This is a genomic window from Streptomyces sp. NPDC034099 (assembly GCF_055575415.1).
In genome coordinates, this window is sequence record NZ_JBVISR010000007.1 from 84,216 (window position 1) to 102,080 (window position 17,865).

Here is a 17,865-nt window from a genome sequence, read left to right on the forward strand (position 1 = left end):
CCCACGACCGGCCGAAAGGCTCCCGACCGGGGACGGCGACCGGCGGGAGCCACGCCCGGCGGGACCGGACCGGCAGGAGCCACGACCGGCGGGACCGGACCGGCAGGAGCCACGACCGGCGGGACCGGACCGGCGGAAGCCACGACCGGCGGGACCGGACCGGCGGAAGCCACGACCGGCGGGACCGGACCGGCGGAAGCCACGACCGGGCGGGACCGGACCGGCGGAAGCCACGACCGGGCGGGACCGGACCGGCGGAAGCCACGACCGGGCGGGGCGAGGACCGGCGGGACGGCCCTCGGCGGAATCGGAAGCCCGCGGGCCGGTCAGCGGCAGGACCGGCGACCGGCGGGACAGCCCCGACAGAACCGGAGACGAGGGGGCGGCCCCGGCAAGGCTGGAGGTCTGGGGACGGGGGCGGGGGGCCGGTGCCCCTGTTCAGAGGTACCGGCCCCCCGCCCGCGGCCGTGCGTCGGACGCTCGGGTCACGGCATCGCCGCGGCCCGGGACGACTCGGTGATCTCGTCGCCCGCCTCCATCGGGTGGGTGACGTCCTCCGCGTCGCGTTCCCGGCCGCCGATGTGGTTGAAGACCAGGTTGAGCAGGACCGCGGCCACGCAGCCGGTGGAGATGCCCGAGTCCAGGATGATCCTCGCGTTCTCCGGGAACGCGTGGTAGAACTCCGGCGCCGCGATCGGGATGATGCCGACGGCCAGCGAGACCGCCACGATCAGGACGTTGTTGTCCTTGTCCAGGCTGGCCCGGACCAGGGTCTGGATTCCGCTGGCCGCGACCGAGCCGAAGAGGACCACACCGGCGCCGCCCAGCACCGGGCGCGGGACGACGGCGATGAGCGAGGCCGCCATCGGGCACAGGCCCATGAGGACCAGGAAGCCGCCGCCGACCGCGACGACGTAGCGGCTGCGGATCTTCGTCATCGCGACCAGGCCGATGTTCTGGGCGAAGGCGCTGCACATGAAGCCGTTGAAGACCGGGCTGAGGGCCGAGCCCAGGGTGTCGGCGCGCAGGCCGGCCGCGATGGTCTTCTCGTCGGCCGGGCGGTCCACGATCTCGCCGAGGGCGAGCATGTCGGCCGTGGACTCGGTCATCGAGACCACCATCACCACGCACATGGAGATGATCGCGGCGATCTGGAACTGCGGTGCGCCGAAGTGGAACGGCGTCGGGAAGCCGACGACGGCCGCGTCCGCGACCGGACCGAAGTCCGTGGCACCGAACGGGATGGCGACGAGCGTGCCCGCGACCAGGCCGAGCAGCACGGCGATCTGCTTGACGAAGCCGCGGGTGAAGCGGCGCAGGAGCAGGACGATGACGAGCGTGATCGCGGCCAGGCCCAGGTTGGTCGACGAGCCGTAGTCGTCGGCCGCGGGGGCGGGGCCCTGCGCCCAGCCGAAGGCGACCGGCAGCAGGGATATGCCGATGAGGGTGATGACGGTGCCGGTGACGACCGGCGGGAAGAAGCGGATCGCCTTGCTGAAGAAGGGCGCGGCGATGAACCCGAGGAGTCCGGCGACGATGACGGCGCCGAAGATGATCGGCAGGGCGTCGGACTTGTCGTCGGTGGAGGCGACCACGGCGGTCATCGGGGCGACACCGGCGAAGGTGACGCCGTTGACGAAGGGCAGCCGGGCGCCGATCTTCCAGATGCCGAGGGTCTGCAGGAAGGTGGCGAGGCCCGCGGTGAACAGGCAGGCGCCGGTGAGGAAGGTCAGCTCGGTGGCGCTCAGGCCGATGGCCGCGCCGACGATCAGGGGTGGGGCGACGACCCCGGCGTACATGGCGGCCACGTGTTGCAGGCCGGTCGTCGCCATCTTGAGTGGCGGGAGTTTCTCGTCAACAGGGTGGTCGGCCACGGCGGCGTTCCTCCGGTCGGTTACACGTCGGCTCTGACGTGTGGGTGTCAGGGAGGTGGAACTGGTGGTCGTGCGGGACCCGGACGGACCGTTCGGGGAAACGGGAGACCGCTCCGGGGCGTGCGCGCAGGGGCGCACGCCCCGGAGCAGGTCACCGTGGACCCCGCTCGGGTCCACGGTTACCGGCCGGGAGCCGTCCCTCCCGGCCGGAGATCAAGTGGTGTTCTGTTGTACGGGGTTCAGCCCTGCGCGGCGATCCGCGCCAGGCGTCGTGCCTCGTCGCGGGTGGAGCGGGCGAGGGCGTCCTCGTCGGCCGTGAGCAGCCTGCCGTCCTCGACGATCTGCCGTCCGTTCACGAACGACGCCGTGACCGGGGCGGGGGCGCCGAAGACCAGGGCGGTCACCGGGTCGGCGATCGAGGAGTGGGCGAGGGTGTCCATCCGCCACAGCACCAGGTCGGCGAGCTTGCCCGCCTCCAGGGAGCCGGTCTCGGCGGACCGGCCGAGGACCCGGGCGCCGCCGTGGGTGCCCAGGCGCAGCGCCTTGCGGGCGTCCAGCGCGGCCTCGCGGTGGACGCCGAGGCGATTGATCAGCAGGGCGTTGCGGAGTTCGGTGTGGAGTTCGCCGGACTCGTTGGAGGCGGTGCCGTCGACGCCGAGGCCGACCGGGACGCCGGCGGCGAGCAGGTCGGGGACCCGGGCGATGCCCGCGGCCAGGCGGGCGTTGGAGGAGGGGCAGTGGGCGACGCCGGTGCCGGTGCGGGCGAAGGCGGCGATGTCGGAGTCGTTCATGTGGACGCAGTGCGCCATCCACACGTCCTCGCCGAGCCAGCCGGTGGACTCGAAGTAGTCGGTGGGGCCCATGCCGAACAGCTCGTGGCAGAACTTCTCCTCCTCCACGGTCTCCGAGCCGTGGGTGTGCAGCCGTACGCCGAGCCGGCGGCCCAGTTCGGCGCCCTGGCGCATGAGTTCGGTGGAGACGGAGAAGGGCGAGCAGGGGGCGACGGCGACCTGGGTCATCGCGTCGAAGGAGGAGTCGTGGTGTTCCCTGACGGTCGCCTCGGTGGCGGCGAGCGCGTCGTCCAGGCTCTCCACCGCAAAGTCCGGGGGCAGCCCGCCGTCGGACTCGCCGCGGTCCATGGAGCCGCGGGCGAGGGTGAAGCGGACGCCGATCTCGCGGGCGGCGCGGATGATCGCGCCGGACAGGTCACCGGCGCCCCGCGGGTGAATGTAGTGGTGGTCCGCTGCGGTGGTGACGCCGCCGCGGGCCATCATGGCGAGGGAGCCCTGGGCCGCCGCGTACGCCATCGGCTCGTCGAGGCGCGCCCAGGTCGGGTACAGGGCGACCAGCCAGTCGAACAGGTTGTGGTCGGTGGCCAGGCCCCGGGTGAGCCACTGGTAGAAGTGGTGGTGGGTGTTGATCAGTCCGGGGGTGACCAGGTGTCCGGTGGCGTCGATCCGGCGTACGACGTTCTCCAGGTCCTGGGGTGCCCCGCCCGCGCCGACGGACTCGATCCGGTTGCCGGCGAGCACGACGTGGCCGGAGGCGTACTCGGTGTCGCCCGCGTCCACGGTGGCGATCGCACCGTGCTCGATGACGGTGCGTCCGGTTGCCGATGATGCTGCCATGCTGCTTCCTTGCCTTTCGGTGGGGCCCGTGGGCGGGGAGTCGAGTACCCACGGGGAGGGCACGGCAGGACCCTAGGAGGATTTGAGTGCCGGAACCGGTTGGCGGCTCCGGGTGCCGAGATGGTGGAAGAAGAGGTTGAGGGCGACCGCGACGATCGCTCCGGCGCTGATGCCGGAGCCCAGCACGGTCTGGGCCCAGGCGGGGAACTCGGCGTAGAAGGTCGGCGCCGCGAGCGGGATGATGCCCGCTCCGAGCGCCACGGCGACCAGGATGATGTTGGAGCTGTCGTCCAGCCCGGCCTCGGAGAGCGTACGGATGCCGCTGACGGCGATCGAGCCGAACAGCACGATGCCCGCGCCGCCGAGGACCGGCATCGGGACCAGGGAGACGACCGCGCCGAGGACCGGGAAGGCGCCGAGGACCAGCAGGGTGGCGCCGGCGACGGCGACGACGTAGCGGCTGCGTACCCGGGTGAGGGAGACGACGCCGACGTTCTGGGCGAAGGCGGAGGTGGGGAAGCCGCCGAAGACGGGGCCGACCAGGGTGGCGAGGCCGTCGGTGCGCAGGCCGCGGGTGATGACCTTGGCGTCGGCGCGGCGGTCGCAGATCTCGCCGAGGGCGAGCATGCCGGCGGACGACTCCGTCATCAGGACCAGCATGACGATGCACAGCGACAGGATGGCCGCGGGCTGGAAGTCGGGGGCGCCGAAGGCGAAGGGCGTGGGCAGCGCGGCGACCGGCGCGGACTTCAGGGCGCCGAAGTCGGCCATGCCGAACGGGACGGCGGCCAGGGTGCCGATCAACAGGCCGAAGAGCAGAGCCACTTGCTTGACGAAGCCCCGGCCGAAGCGCTGGATGACGAGGATGACGGCGAGGGTGAAGGCGGCGAGCGCGAGGTGGCGCATCGAGCCGAAGTCGGCGGCTGTCTTGTCGCCGCCCTGGGCCCAGCCGACCGGGACCGGCATCAGCGTGACGCCGATGAGGGTGATGACGACACCCGTGACCAGCGGCGGGAAGAAGCGCAGGAGCCGGCCGAAGAACGGGCCGACGGCGAGGCAGAAGACGCCGGCGACCATCACCGCGCCGTAGACGGCGGGGAGTTGGCTGCCCTTCGCGTTGGTCTCGACGATGGCGAGGATGGGCGCGATGCCGGCCGAGGAGGCGGCGTTGACGAACGGCAGGCGGTTGCCGACGAAGCCCTTGACGCCGAGGGTCTGGAGCAGGGTGGCGACGCCCGCGATCAGCAGCGAGGCCGCGATCAGCCGGGTGCGGCCCTCCAGGTCGAGTCCGCAGGCCTGGCCGATGATGAGCGGAGGAGTGACGACGCCCGCGTACATGGCGGCGATGTGCTGGAGCGCGGCGGGGACGAGCCGCGAGGGGTGGAGCTTCTCGTCGACCGGGTGCACGGACGTGACGGCGTCCTCGGTGTGCACCGGCGGGGTGGTGCCAGGGCCGGTGGCGGACCCTTTCGCAGGCAGTGCCATGGTGTTTCCTCCGGTGTGACGCGCCCCCGGGTCCGGATGGACGGCCGGGGGCGCGCTTTCCGCGTCAGAGGTTGGTCATGTCGACCGGGATGAGTTGCTCGGCGCCGTCGCGCAGGATGGTGGCCTCGATCAGGCCGTAGGGGCGGTCGGCGGCGTAGTACACGGCGCCGTCCTTGGCCTCGTTGTCGATCCCGAAGGGCGACAGGTCCGAGCGGAAGTGGTGCTTGTTGGGCATCGAGAAGCGGATCTCGTCGACCTCGTCGCGGGAGTTGAGCACCCGCACACCCATCTCGAAGAGGGTCTGCTGGAGCGAGTACGAGTAGGTCTCGGCGAACGCCTGGAGCGCGTGCTTGCGCACCCCGCCGTAGGAGCGGTCCCAGTCGGGGGCGTGCGAGTCGATGCCGTCCCAGTTGTGCCGCCACCAGGTGGAGACGGTGGTGGCGAGGATGCGGTCGTGGTCCTCCGGGAGGGTCGTGTACTTGTCCTTGAGGAAGCCGAAGAACTCGGAGTTGGTCGAGTTCAGGACGGTGAGGTCCTTGAAGCCGGAGAGCACCTGGATGCCGTGGCCGTCGTAGGTGATCTGCGCGACGCGGGTCTCCTGGCCGGTGCGGACGAAGGAGTGGGCGATCTCGTCGGCGCCGACGAACCGGGCGCCGCCCTTCGAGGTCTCGATCCGCTCCCAGCCGTACTCCTCGATGCGGATGCGGGCCCGGTGGATCGGGTCGTTGTTGTCCACGAAGTGGCGGGCGAGCTTGACGCCGAGGTCCTCGGCGCTCTCGATGCCGTGCTCCTTGGCGAAGGCGAACACCGTGTTCTTGGTGGTGTCGGTCGGCAGGACGTTGGCGTTGGAACCGCTGCGGTGGACCTCCTCCATGTCGCCGGACAGCGCGACGGAGACGTTCAGGTCCTTGATGTGGTGCGTGTCGCCGTCACGCGTGATCTTGACGACGCGGTTCTCTGCCTTGCCGTACTGGTTCTGTCCCAGGACGAAACGGGTCATGGTGTCGGTCAGCTCCCTCGGTAAACGGAGTAGCCGAACGGGTTGAGCAGCAGCGGAACGTGGTAGTGCTCGCCGGGCACCACCGCGAAGGTGATGGTGACCTCGGGGAAGAACACGGGCCGGCCGTTCTCGCTGTCCCGGAGCGCGGGGGCGTCCTGCTGGGCCGCGGCTTGTTTCTTGGCGAAGTACGTCTCGGTGTCGAAGTCGAGCCGTACGTGGGTGGTGCCCTCCGGCAGGGCCGGGAGGTCCTTGCACCGGCCGTCGGCGTCGGTCGCGGAGCCGCCGAGCGCCTGCCAGTCCGCGTCGCGCCCCGTACGGGCGGCGAGCTGGACGGCGACGTCCCCGGCGGGGCGGCCGGCGCTGGTGTCCAGGATGTGCGTGGACACGGAGGCGGTGGTGCTGGTGCTCATGGTCGGGCGTCCTGTTCGACGAGTCGGGTCAGGCGGATGCGGTTGATCTTCCCCAGTTCGGCGCGGACGATCTCCCGCTCCTGCTCGGACGAGTTGCCGATCCGCTCCTTGACCGCGTCCCGCATCTGCTCGCCGGTCCGGCCGGTGGCGCAGATGAGGAAGACGTGGCCGAACTTCTCCTGGTAGGCCAGGTTCAGTTCGAGCATCTCCGCCTTGAGTTCCTCGGCGGCGCCGGCCATGCCCGCCTGTTCGCGGGACGAGGTCGGGTCGCCCGGCTTGGGACGGCCGATCGGCGGGTGTCCGGCCATCGCCTCGGCGAGGTCCTCGGCACTCAGCTCGGCCATGGCGGCGTCGCTGGCGGCGTACAGGTCCTCGGCGGTGGCGAAGGGGCGGGCGGCGAGCAGGTGCCGGGCCCACGCCGTGGAGGCGCACGCCTCGTGGAGTTCGGCGCGTGCCGAGGACTCCTCGAGGGTGTTGAAGCGGGCCAGGCCCGACGCGGAAGTGGACGTCACGGGAGCCTCCGTGGCCTTGTGCTGAGCGGGCGTGCCGATAGCTAACGCCCTCGGAAACAAGCCGTCAACACTTTGTTGAAAATTCGGGGTCGGAAAAGCCGCCGCCCGGTTACCGGACGGCGGCTGGAGGTGGTCGGGGATCGTGCAGGTCAGGTGCCCTTCTCACGGTTGAGGTAGTTGTACACGGTGAAGCGGCTGACGCCGAGGGCGCTCGCGACGGTCTCCACGCCGTGCCGTACGGCGAAGGCGCCGCGCGCCTCCAGGGCCCGTACGACCTCCTGCTTGGCCCTGCGGTCCAGGTCGGCCAGCGGCCTGCCCCGCCGGCGTTCCATGGCGGCCAGGATGTGGTCCAGGGAGTCGGCGAGCTGGGGCAGGCGTACGGCGACGACGTCGGCACCCTCCCAGGAGAGCACGACGTCCTCCAGGCCGGCCTCGTCCGGCGGCAGCATCTCGCCACCCATGGCGTCGACCAGCGGCTTGACGGCCGCGATGAACGGCTCCTCGGCGGGGCCGGTCACCGCTCGCCCCCTCGCCCGGCGTCTTCTCCGACCACGTTGACCTGGAGCGAGATCCGGGTGGCGCCGGCCTCCAGGGAGCGGCGCAGCAGCGCGTCCACGGCGGTGAGCACCCGGTCGGCGCCGCCCTCGGCGGTGTTGCCGAACGGGCCGACGTCGACCGCGTCCAGCTCGGCGGCCTCGACGACCTCCCGGGCCACCACCGCGTGCGCGGGCGCCTCGTCCAGGTCGAAGGGTTCGGTCGTGAACTCCACTCTCAATCGCACGCGGTCAACCTAACGCGGGGTGACCGCATTGCGCCGCCCCCTCTTGACAAGGGCCGCACTCCCCCGGCAATCTTCCATTAAGCAGAAACGAACTTCCGTAATGCGGAATACGATCGAAACGGAAGGGAGCGCGGCACCCGATGGGCTTCGCAGATCAGCGCTTCAACGTCAACCTGTCGATCCTCTTCACGGAACTCCCGCTCCTGGAGCGTCCCGCGGCCGCCGCCGCGGCCGGCTTCACCGCGGTCGAGCTGTGGTGGCCCTGGATCGACTCACCCACCCCCGAGCAGTCCGAGCTCGAGGCCCTGAAGTCGGCCATCGAGGACGCGGGCGTCCAGCTCACCGGTCTGAACTTCTACGCCGGGCGGCTGCCCGGACCCGACCGCGGCGCGCTGTCGGTGCCCGGCGAGGAGTCGGACCGCTTCCGCGCCAACATCGACGTGGCCGCCGACTTCGCGAAGTCCCTGGGCTGCACGGCGCTCAACGCCCTGTACGGCAACCGCGTCGAGGGCGTGGACCCGGCCGAGCAGGACCGGCTCGCGCTGGAGAACCTGGTCCTCGCGGCCCGCGCGGCCGACCGGATCGGCGCGATCCTGCTGATCGAGGCGCTCAACGAGCCCGAGTCGCCGCTCTACCCGCTGGTGTCGGCACCGGCCGCGATCGGGGTCGTGGACAAGGTCAACGAGGCCACCGGGCTCGGCAACGCCAAGTTCCTCATGGACCTCTACCACCTGTCCATGAACGGCGAGGACCTGCCGCAGGTGATCGACGCGTACGCCGCGAAGACCGGCCACGTCCAGATCGCCGACAACCCGGGCCGCGGCGCTCCCGGTACGGGCTCCCTCCCGCTGGAGGACCTGCTCGACCGCCTGAGGAAGGCCGGGTACGACGGCTGGGTCGGCCTGGAGTACAAGCCCGGCGACGACCCCAGCGCGCAGTCCTTCTCCTGGCTGCCGGCCGAGGCCCGCGCGGCCCGCTGAGCGCCACCCCGCAGGAATTCTCCACAGATTTTCAGAGAGGTACCCATCATGAGCACGCTGCGTGATTCCTCCCACCCGACCCTCCCGACGGTTGCCTGGATCGGTCTCGGCATCATGGGCTCCCCCATGTCCGAGAACCTGATCAAGGCGGGTTACCAGGTCACCGGCTTCACCCTGGAGCAGGAGAAGCTGGACCGTCTGTCCGCCGCCGGCGGCACCGCGGCCGGCTCGATCGCCGAGGCCGTGCGCGACGCCGACGTGATCGTCACCATGGTGCCCGCGTCGCCGCAGGTCGAGGCCATCGCCTACGGCCCCGACGGCATCCTGGAGAACGCGAAGTCCGGCGCGCTGCTGGTCGACATGTCCTCGATCACCCCGCAGACCTCGGTGGACCTCGCGAAGGCCGCCAAGGACAAGGGCGTCCGCGTCCTGGACGCCCCGGTCTCCGGCGGCGAGGCCGGTGCGATCGAGGCCGTGCTGTCCATCATGGTCGGCGGTGAGCAGGCCGACTTCGACGAGGCCAAGCCGCTCCTCGAGGCGCTCGGCAAGACCATCGTGCTGTGCGGTCCGCACGGCTCGGGCCAGACCGTGAAGGCCGCCAACCAGCTGATCGTCGCCGTGAACATCCAGGCGTGCGCCGAGGCCGTGGTCTTCCTGGAGAAGTCCGGCGTGGACCTGAAGGCCGCCCTGGACGTCCTCAACGGCGGTCTGGCCGGCTCGACCGTGCTGACGCGGAAGAAGGACAACTTCCTCGCCCGCGACTTCAAGCCGGGCTTCCGCATCGACCTGCACCACAAGGACATGGGCATCGTCACCGACGCCGCCCGCAACGTCGGTGCCGCGCTGCCGGTCGGCGCCGTGGTCGCCCAACTGGTCGCGTCCCTGCGCGCCCAGGGCGACGGCGGCCTGGACCACTCGGCCCTGCTGCGGGCCGTGGAGCGCCTCTCCGGCGCCCAGGTCTGACGCACCGCCCCCGAGACCTCCGGGTGGCGCCGCCGCTGACATCTGTCCTGTCGCGCCCGAGCGGCGGCGCCACCCGGAACCCACTTCAACAAACTGTTGACGTGCAACGGTCCGAAATCTAGGCTCACGTCCTAAGCTCCACGAAGCGGAAACGAGTTTCCGCTGAACCCTCGCTCAGCAGGTCACGGAAGGTCCACGATGTCGCAGCGCGTGCTCACCACCGAGTCCGGTGCCCCGGTCGCCGACAACCAGAACTCCGCCTCCGCCGGCATCGGCGGCCCGCTCCTGATCCAGGACCAGCACCTCATCGAGAAGCTCGCCCGTTTCAACCGGGAGCGCATCCCGGAGCGCGTGGTGCACGCCCGCGGCTCCGGCGCCTACGGCCACTTCGAGGTGACCGACGACATCACCGGCTTCACGCACGCCGACTTCCTGAACACGGTCGGCAAGCGCACCGAGGTCTTCCTGCGCTTCTCCACCGTGGCCGACTCCCTCGGCGGCGCGGACGCGGTCCGCGACCCGCGCGGCTTCGCGGTGAAGTTCTACACCGAGGAGGGCAACTACGACCTCGTCGGCAACAACACCCCGGTGTTCTTCATCAAGGACCCGATCAAGTTCCCCGACTTCATCCACTCCCAGAAGCGCGACCCGTTCACGGGCCGCCAGGAGCCGGACAACGTCTTCGACTTCTGGGCGCACTCCCCCGAGGCCACGCACCAGGTGACCTGGCTGATGGGCGACCGCGGCATCCCGGCGTCGTACCGCCACATGGACGGCTTCGGCTCGCACACCTACCAGTGGACGAACGCCAAGGGCGAGTCCTTCTTCGTCAAGTACCACTTCAAGACCGACCAGGGCATCCGCTGCCTGACCGCCGACGAGGCCGCCAAGCTCGCGGGCGAGGACCCGACCTCGCACCAGACGGACCTGGTGCAGGCGATCGAGCGGGGCGTGTACCCGTCCTGGACGCTGCACGTGCAGCTGATGCCGGTGGCCGAGGCGGCGAACTACCGCTTCAACCCGTTCGACGTGACCAAGGTGTGGCCGCACGCCGACTACCCGCTCAAGCGGGTGGGCCGGCTGGTGCTCGACCGCAACCCGGACAACGTCTTCGCGGAGGTCGAGCAGGCCGCGTTCTCCCCGAACAACTTCGTGCCGGGCATCGGCCCCTCCCCCGACAAGATGCTCCAGGGCCGTCTGTTCGCCTACGCGGACGCGCACCGCTACCGCCTGGGCGTCAACCACACCCAGCTCGCGGTGAACGCCCCGAAGGCCGTGCCGGGCGGCGCCGCCAACTACGGCCGGGACGGTCTGATGGCGTCCAACCCGCAGGGCCGGTACGCCAAGAACTACGAGCCGAACTCCTACGACGGCCCGGCCGAGACCGGCCGTCCGCTGGCGGCCCCGCTCGCGGTCTCCGGCCACACCGGGACCCACGAGGCGCCGCTGCACACCAAGGACGACCCCTTCGTGCAGGCCGGTGCGCTGTACCGGCTGATGAGCGAGGACGAGAAGCAGCGTCTGGTCGCCAACCTGGCCGGCGGCCTGTCCCAGGTCTCGCGGGGCGACGTCGTCGAGAAGAACCTCGCGCACTTCCACGCGGCCGACCCCGAGTACGGCAAGCGCGTGGAGGAGGCGGTCCGCGCCCTGCGCGAGGACTGATCCACCGGCTCGCGCACGGAACCCGGCGGGGAGGCCGGGGCCGTGTGCGCGGCCCGCGCAGGCACCGAAGCGGCCCGGATGAGGGGTGACCGCCAGGTGCCGGCGCGGGCAGGGCGAGGACCGCGGCGGCCAGCGAGCCAGTGCGGTGGTGAAGGGCACGGACGCTTCTCCTACGACCTGAGGGGAGGAGCCGTTCCGGCCCGTCGCACCGCCGCGGTCCCAGCCACACGCCTCTCGTCCCAGAGGGGCCCGAAGATCCCGTCCGGCGGCGCGAACGACCTGTCGCGCCCAGCCTCGCGCCGCCGGACGGACACCACGTGAAGAACCTTCACCGGCCGAGCAGCGCCGGATGCGGACGGTCCCGCATCCGGCGCTGCCCGGCGTTCACCGGGTGCGGATCCGCCGCCCGCGCAGCAGCCTGGAGGCATGGCAACGGCACACCCACCCGAGCACCCGCACATCGTCGTCCACTCCCCCGCCCTCGACGGCTCCCGCCGGGTCACCTCCGGCGAGGAGACGCTGGGCGTCGCCTCGCACATCGACGACGTCGCCGAACTGCTGCGGCTGGCCGACCTGTACGTGACCGACGTCGAGTCGAGCGACCTGGTCGAGTGGCAGGGCGGCGGCCCGGAGGACTGGCCGGGGCTGCACGAGCACCACGGTCACCACGGTCGCTGAACGCGCGTAGGAGCCCCCCGCAGCGGGCACAACGCGTCGTCCACTCCCCCGCCCTCGACGGCTCCCGCCGGGTCACCTCCGGCGAGGAGACGCTGGGCGTCGCCTCGCACATCGACGACGTCGCCGAACTGCTGCGGCTGGCCGACCTGTACGTGACCGACGTCGAGTCGAGCGACCTGGTCGAGTGGCAGGGCGGCGGCCCGGAGGACTGGCCGGGGCTGCACGAGCACCACGGTCACCACGGTCGCTGAACGCGCGTAGGAGCCCCCGCAGCGGGCACAACCCCGGGAACACGGGGGCGCACGGGGGTGGGGTCGTGGACGGTGGCACGGAGATCGGGTGGGAGCCGCATCAGATCGCGCTGCTGGGCGGCGGGCCGCCGGGCGCCGTCACGGTGGCGCTGGTCGCCCTGCACCTGCTGGGCGCCGTCGAGACCGGCCCCCGCAGGACGCTGTGCACGACGGGACCGGAGCCGGAGGGCCTGGGTCCGTTCGAGGGCACCGTCCTGGACTGTCTGCACGAGCCGCTCACCGCGCGCGAACTGGTCCGGCACCCGGACGTCCGCCTGGCCCTGGCCCTGACGCGCATCCCGCTCGCCGAGCACGGGCTCCTCGGTCACCCCTGGCTCAGGCCGACCCGCGGCGCCCGCCGGCGCGTGGAGTTCTGGCGGGAGCGGCACCCGCTGCCGGCGGTCAGGCACGGGCTGACGGACGAGGACACGCTGCTCGCGGTCGCCCTGCACGGCGATGCCGCCCTGCGCCTGCTCCTGCCGCGCTTCGCGCTGCGGACCGGGCTGGCGGCCCCGGGCACCCCGGCCGGCGGTGTGCGCTTCTCGCTGGGCCGGGGCAGGTTCCCGAGGTGGCGCGACGAGTACGAGGACTCGGTCCCGGGCGACGGCGGTGGCGGCACGGGCCACGGGGACCACGCGGGCGGCGGCCCGGACTGAGCGCGCACACGGCAGAGCGGCCCGTCCCCTGGGGAACGGGCCGCTCTCGCCGCGCGGCGCGGGTGTGTCAGACCTTCAGCGTCCTGACCGCGGTCGGGGCGTGCCCCGGCTCCGTGGCCACCTCCTCGAACTCCACCACGTTGGAGATGTCGTTCGTGCCCGACATGGAGATGTTGGTGACGCGCTCCAGGATCGCCTCGACGACGACCGGCACCCGGTGCTCGGCGGCCAGCTTCTTGGCCTGCTCCAGGGCCGCGCCCAGCTCGTTCGGGTCGGTCACCCGGATCGCCTTGCAGCCCAGGCCCTCGGCGACCTTGACGTGGTCGACGCCGTAGACGCCCAGCTCGGGCGAGTTGATGTTCTCGAACTCCAGGTTGACCTGGAAGTCGATCTCGAACGCCCGCTGTGCCTGCCGGATCAGGCCCAGGTAGGAGTTGTTCACCAGGACGTGCACGTACGGGATCTTGTGCTGCGCGCCGACGGCCAGTTCCTCCAGCATGAACTGGAAGTCGTAGTCGCCGGAGAGCGCCACGACCTGGGCGTCCGGGTCGGCCTTGGCGACGCCGAGGGCGGCCGGGACGGTCCAGCCGAGCGGGCCGGCCTGGCCGCAGTTGATCCAGTGCCGGGGCCGGTAGACGTGCAGCATCTGGGCGCCGGCGATCTGGGAGAGGCCGATGGTCGAGACGTACCGGGTCTCCGGGCCGAAGGCCTTGTTCATCTCCTCGTAGACGCGCTGCGGCTTGATCGGGATGTCGTCGAAGTGCGTACGGCGCTGGAGGGTGGCCCGGCGCTCCTGCGCGGAGGCGGCCCACGTGGAGCGGTCGGGCAGCTTCCCGGCCGCCTTCAGCTCCTTCGCGACCTCGACGAACAGCTTCAGGGCCGCCTTGGCGTCGGAGGCGATGCCGTAGTCCGGGGCGAAGATCTTGCCGATCTGGGTCGGCTCGACGTCGACGTGGACGAACTTCCGCCCGGCCGTGTAGACGTCCAGCTTGCCGGTGTGGCGGTTGGCCCAGCGGTTGCCGATGCCGAGGACGAAGTCGGACTCCAGGAAGGTCGCGTTGCCGTAGCGGTGCGAGGTCTGCAGGCCGACCATGCCGGCGTTCAGCTCGTGGTCGTCGGGCAGGATGCCCCAGCCCATCAGGGTCGGCACCACCGGGGTGCCGGTCAGCTCGGCGAACTCCACCAGCAGATCGGCCGCGTCGGCGTTGATGACACCGCCGCCGGCCACGATCAGCGGGCGCTCGGCGGCGTTGAGCAGGCCGATCGCCTTCTCGATCTGGGCGCGGGTGGCGAGGGGCCGGTAGACCGGGAGCGGCTCGTAGGTCTCCGGGTCGAACTCGATCTCGGTCGTCTGGACGTCGATGGGCAGGTCGATCAGGACCGGGCCGGGACGGCCGGAGCGCATCAGGTGGAAGGCCTGCTGGAAGACGCCGGGGACCTGCGCGGCCTCCAGGACGGTGACCGCCATCTTGGTGACCGGCTTGGCGATCGAGGCGATGTCGACGGCCTGGAAGTCCTCCTTGTGGATCACCGCGGTCGGCGCCTGGCCGGTGATGCACAGGATCGGGATCGAGTCGCCGATCGCCGAGTACAGACCGGTGATCATGTCGGTGCCGGCCGGTCCTGAGGTGCCGATGCAGACGCCGATGTTGCCCGGGTTGGTGCGGGTGTAGCCCTCGGCCATGTGCGAGGCGCCCTCGACGTGGCGGGCCAGGGTGTGCTGGACGCCGCCGGACGCCTTGAGCGCGGCGTAGAAGGGGTTGATCGCCGCACCGGGCACACCGAACGCGTCGGTGACGCCCTCGCGCTTGAGGATCTCAACTGCCGCTCGGGCAGCGGTCATACGAGCCATCGAGTACTCCTGATCCGGCTGTCGGATTCGCACTCCCGTCGCGCCCCGCGGTGAGCTTCTTCCGTAGCAACTTCCGTATAGCGAAATTTATTTTCTACGATCTGGAAGTAATGTAAGTGGGCAGCCGGGGGCCGTCAAGAGAGGACGATGGGGGTCATGTCCGAGACCATCTCGGTGTGCTGCACCGCCTGCGGGCGCCGGCACCGCTACACGGCCCCGTCGTATCCCTGTGCGTGCGGGGCGCCCGTCGCCCCGGGACTGGACCCGCGCGGGGCCGCGACCGCGGTCACCCACCGGGCGTGGGACGAGGAGTGGATCGGGGTGCGCTGTGCGGCCTGCGGGGCCGAGAGCCGGTGGCCGCGCCCGGAGCTGGGCTGCCCCTGCGGGACGGTGCTGTGCCTGCCGGTGGACCCCGCCGCCACCGGCCGGTCCGGGCGCACCCCGGGGTCACGGGTCCCGGCGCACCGGGCCGTTCCGATCCGCACCGCCCGCGACGCGGTCACCGCCGCAGTCCTGTACCTGCGCGGGCTGGGCCACCGGGACGTGCGCCGCGCCGAGCAGCGTCCGCCGGCCGGCATCGGCCTCGCCGCGCCCGGCATCGCCGTCCAGGTGGACCCGACGGTGGGCCCGGCCTCGGTGCGGGACGTGGAGTGCCTGTGGCTGACGGCGATGGCGGAGTCGGCGCGGGGGGTGTACTTCTCGCTCGCCGGGTACGCCGAGGACGCCCGGGTCCGTGCCGACCGGCTGGACGTCGCGCTCTTCGTGCTCGACCCGTCGGGAGTGCCGCGCCCGGCGAACACGTCGGCCGTGGCGCTGGACGCCACGGCCGACTGGGAGGGATCAGACTGAGCGACTACCTCGCCGCGTGTCCGAAGGCCGTACCGACGGCCGGGAGGCCGCCCTGACCCGGCTGGTACACGGTGGGCGCGGCAATGGGCTCACCGAGGGTCACGTTGGACATCGGCAGGGCGTACAGCGCGCCGGTGGCGGTCGGACCGTAGGGCATGCCGACGTACAGGTGGGTGCCGGTGAAGTGGATGCTCGAGCCGAGGCGCTCGTTGGCACCCGGCGCACCGGGGACACCGTCGCCGTCGCCGGACTCGATCCACTTGTCGTTGGCGCCGGGCGAGCCCAGCATCGAGAAGACGTGCACCGCACCCGCCTTGGCCGCGGAACCCAGGGCCTCGTCCGGGATGCCGACCGCCATCTTCATGGTCGCCACGGTGCTCACCGCACGCGGCGCGGTGTTGACGGCCGTCAGCGTGGACCCGAAGTGGTCGCCGGCCTCGGAGGTGCCGGAGACGTCGTCCTCACCGGTGCCGGAGGAGTATCCCTCGAGCTGCGTGTAGGTGCCGGCCGCGGTGACCCGGAAGGTGGTGACGCCGCCCGTCTCCGCCTTGCTGACACCGTCCACGTTCAGGGCCTCGCCCGGGGAGCCGACGGCCAGGAGGGAATCGTCGGCGCGCGCCGCACCCGCCGGACGGTACGGGGCCAGCGCCAGGGCCGCGCCGAAGCGGTCCCCCTTCTCGGCGCCGCCCGAGACGGTGTCCAGGTCCTGGTCGAGGCCGAACAGCGGGGTGGGCCTCTTGTCGCTGTTCAGCTCGTGCGAGAAGACCACGAGGTTGCCGGCGGCGTCGTCACCGTTGATGTTCTCGTTGGGGGCGCCGATGGCCAGGTGGTTGGCGTCGGCCGCGAGCACCGCGCCGAAACCGTCGCCCGCCTCCACTGCCCCGGGCACGTCGACCCCGTCCTGGTGGACGGAGACGTTGGTGCCGCCGCGCACGTAGAACGCCTCGCCGGCTCCGGCGGCATCGCCCAGGCCCTCACCGGGCACGCCGATGACGAGGAAGGGTTCGCCGGCGGCCGTGGTACCGGCGACCATCGCCTGCCCCATCAGGTCGCCGTTCTCCGGCGTGGAGGCGTTGATGGAGCCGTTGCCCGTGGCCTGCTGGAAGTGGGCGTTCTTGACGGCGCCGGTGCCGATGCCGCCGGGTGCGCCGTACAGGACGTCGGCCATGCCCGCGTCCACGGCGTCGCCGAGGTTCTCGCCCGGGGTGCCGACGGCCAGGTCCGTGCAGCCGTCCTCGTTGTAGTCGACCGTGGCGATGGCCTGCCCGAAGAGGTCGTTGGCCTCGCCCCCGCCCGGCACCCAGTCGAGGTCCTGGTCGATCTGGGCGGTGCCCTTGCCCCCGCCGAGGACGACGCGGACCAGGCCCGCCTTGGCGTCGCCGCCGACGGTCGCCTCGGGGTCGGCCACGGCTATGTCCTCGACGCCGTCGCAGTTGAAGTCGGTGATCCGGTTGGCCCCGACCTTGGAGGCCACCCAGGAACCCAGGTCGTCGACGCGGGCGACCACGCCCCCGGTACGCGTCTCGGCGGCGTCGATGCCGAAGCAGCCGCCCTGGTAGGAGCGGCTACTCAGGGCGGCCAGCTGCTTGGCGCCGTTCACGGTGCGCACCAGCGGGCCACCGGTGTCGCCCATGCACGCCGCCACGTTGTCCCGGCCGGTCACCGTCGCGGTGGTGGCGTCGGCCGCGTCGACCGAGAAGGCACCGGTGTGCAGGTTCAGCGGCGCCCACTCGGTCTTCGTACGGCCGTAGCCGGCGAGCGTCAGCTCCTCACCGGCGGTGGGCGCGGTGGTGGCCAGGGTGACGGGGGTGACGTTGGTGACCGGCCGGTTCAGCCGGGCCAGGACCACGTCGCGGTCGGTGCGGGGCACCAGCTCGACGACGGTGCGGACCGCGCCCCCGGTGCCCGTGAGGTTGGCGCGGCCGATGGTCGCCGTGGTCGTCAGGGCGGGCTTGCCGGTCGGCACGGCGAGGCTCTCGGCGGGGTTCTCGGCGAAGCAACTGGCGGCGGTGAGCAACCAGTCGGTGTCGACCAGGACACCGGAGCAGCCGCGGTCGTGGTCGCCGACGACGATCTGGGCGGCGTAGGCGTAGGTCGTGTCGGAGTCGGCGGCCGCCGAGCCGGTCACGGCGGCCGCGGGACCGGCGGTCAGCGCGATCGGTCCGGCGGCCAGGGCGGCGGCGAGTGCGGTGAGACGCAAGGGTCTGGGATGCGGCATGGGTCGGCTCCTTGCTTGAGTCGCTGC

17 protein-coding genes are annotated in these 17,865 nt (G+C 71.7%); 7 read left to right on the top strand and 10 right to left on the bottom strand.

Annotated features, from left to right (window positions below):
* Nucleotides 1-485 precede the first annotated feature (485 nt).
* The 8 genes from ACZ56V_RS21080 to ACZ56V_RS21115 form a co-directional block, all read right to left on the bottom strand.
* Entirely contained in the window at nucleotides 486-1,874 is a 1,389-nt protein-coding gene (locus ACZ56V_RS21080; RefSeq protein ID WP_104634531.1) for a nucleobase:cation symporter-2 family protein, read from the bottom strand.
* A gap of 239 nt (nucleotides 1,875-2,113) precedes the next feature.
* Nucleotides 2,114-3,502 carry an 8-oxoguanine deaminase gene (locus ACZ56V_RS21085; protein WP_467381025.1) on the bottom strand — a complete coding sequence of 463 codons (1,389 nt, stop codon included), beginning with the start codon at nucleotides 3,500-3,502 and terminating at the stop codon, nucleotides 2,114-2,116.
* A 72-nt stretch (nucleotides 3,503-3,574) separates the two neighbouring features.
* A complete protein-coding gene (locus tag ACZ56V_RS21090) occupies nucleotides 3,575-4,987 on the bottom strand; it encodes a nucleobase:cation symporter-2 family protein (RefSeq protein WP_467381023.1) in 1,413 nt (470 codons plus the stop codon).
* Nucleotides 4,988-5,051: 64 nt separating this feature from the next.
* Nucleotides 5,052-5,987: a factor-independent urate hydroxylase gene (pucL, locus tag ACZ56V_RS21095; protein ID WP_356362357.1), complete on the bottom strand. Its 936-nt coding sequence runs from the start codon at nucleotides 5,985-5,987 to the stop codon at nucleotides 5,052-5,054.
* A gap of 8 nt (nucleotides 5,988-5,995) precedes the next feature.
* Nucleotides 5,996-6,397, bottom strand: coding sequence for a hydroxyisourate hydrolase (uraH, locus tag ACZ56V_RS21100; protein ID WP_356362355.1), 402 nt, complete (start codon nucleotides 6,395-6,397; stop codon nucleotides 5,996-5,998).
* Nucleotides 6,394-6,909 (bottom strand): 2-oxo-4-hydroxy-4-carboxy-5-ureidoimidazoline decarboxylase, encoded by a 516-nt coding sequence (gene uraD, locus ACZ56V_RS21105; protein ID WP_467381018.1) that lies wholly within the window; start codon nucleotides 6,907-6,909, stop codon nucleotides 6,394-6,396. Before uraD ends, uraH begins: the two co-directional genes overlap by 4 nt.
* Before the next feature lie 149 nt (nucleotides 6,910-7,058).
* Entirely contained in the window at nucleotides 7,059-7,427 is a 369-nt protein-coding gene (locus ACZ56V_RS21110; protein ID WP_356362350.1) for a helix-turn-helix domain-containing protein, read from the bottom strand.
* Nucleotides 7,424-7,690 (bottom strand): YkoF family thiamine-binding protein, encoded by a 267-nt coding sequence (locus tag ACZ56V_RS21115; protein WP_356362347.1) that lies wholly within the window; start codon nucleotides 7,688-7,690, stop codon nucleotides 7,424-7,426. Before ACZ56V_RS21115 ends, ACZ56V_RS21110 begins: the two co-directional genes overlap by 4 nt.
* 140 nt (nucleotides 7,691-7,830) lie before the next feature.
* Here ACZ56V_RS21115 and ACZ56V_RS21120 point away from each other — a divergent pair, with 140 nt between their 5' ends.
* The 6 genes from ACZ56V_RS21120 to ACZ56V_RS21145 all read left to right on the top strand — a co-directional run bounded on the left by ACZ56V_RS21120 (nucleotide 7,831) and on the right by ACZ56V_RS21145 (nucleotide 12,919).
* Nucleotides 7,831-8,670, top strand: coding sequence for a TIM barrel protein (locus tag ACZ56V_RS21120; RefSeq protein ID WP_467381015.1), 840 nt, complete (start codon nucleotides 7,831-7,833; stop codon nucleotides 8,668-8,670).
* 48 nt (nucleotides 8,671-8,718) lie between these two features.
* The gene (locus ACZ56V_RS21125; RefSeq protein ID WP_398916115.1) at nucleotides 8,719-9,633 is read left to right on the top strand and encodes a 2-hydroxy-3-oxopropionate reductase; all 915 of its coding nucleotides are present in this window, start codon (nucleotides 8,719-8,721) and stop codon (nucleotides 9,631-9,633) included.
* A 198-nt stretch (nucleotides 9,634-9,831) separates the two neighbouring features.
* Complete coding sequence (locus ACZ56V_RS21130) at nucleotides 9,832-11,295, top strand: catalase (RefSeq protein ID WP_467381013.1); 1,464 nt, start codon at nucleotides 9,832-9,834, stop codon at nucleotides 11,293-11,295.
* A gap of 426 nt (nucleotides 11,296-11,721) precedes the next feature.
* The gene (locus tag ACZ56V_RS21135) at nucleotides 11,722-11,973 is read left to right on the top strand and encodes a hypothetical protein (protein WP_467381012.1); all 252 of its coding nucleotides are present in this window, start codon (nucleotides 11,722-11,724) and stop codon (nucleotides 11,971-11,973) included.
* Complete coding sequence (locus ACZ56V_RS21140; RefSeq protein ID WP_468944669.1) at nucleotides 11,970-12,224, top strand: hypothetical protein; 255 nt, start codon at nucleotides 11,970-11,972, stop codon at nucleotides 12,222-12,224. The genes ACZ56V_RS21135 and ACZ56V_RS21140 overlap by 4 nt, the downstream gene beginning before the upstream one ends.
* Nucleotides 12,225-12,289: 65 nt before the next feature.
* Nucleotides 12,290-12,919, top strand: coding sequence for a TIGR04222 domain-containing membrane protein (locus tag ACZ56V_RS21145; protein ID WP_468944260.1), 630 nt, complete (start codon nucleotides 12,290-12,292; stop codon nucleotides 12,917-12,919).
* 67 nt (nucleotides 12,920-12,986) lie between these two features.
* Here ACZ56V_RS21145 and gcl read toward each other — a convergent pair whose 3' ends face one another.
* Entirely contained in the window at nucleotides 12,987-14,771 is a 1,785-nt protein-coding gene (gene gcl, locus ACZ56V_RS21150; protein WP_467381008.1) for a glyoxylate carboligase, read from the bottom strand.
* 147 nt (nucleotides 14,772-14,918) lie between these two features.
* Between gcl and ACZ56V_RS21155 the strand changes: the two genes are divergently transcribed.
* Entirely contained in the window at nucleotides 14,919-15,620 is a 702-nt protein-coding gene (locus tag ACZ56V_RS21155; RefSeq protein ID WP_398916106.1) for a hypothetical protein, read from the top strand.
* Between the two features lie 4 nt (nucleotides 15,621-15,624).
* Here the strand turns inward: ACZ56V_RS21155 and ACZ56V_RS21160 are convergent, their stop codons facing one another.
* Nucleotides 15,625-17,838 carry a trypsin-like serine protease gene (locus ACZ56V_RS21160; protein ID WP_398916104.1) on the bottom strand — a complete coding sequence of 738 codons (2,214 nt, stop codon included), beginning with the start codon at nucleotides 17,836-17,838 and terminating at the stop codon, nucleotides 15,625-15,627.
* Nucleotides 17,839-17,865 lie beyond the last annotated feature (27 nt).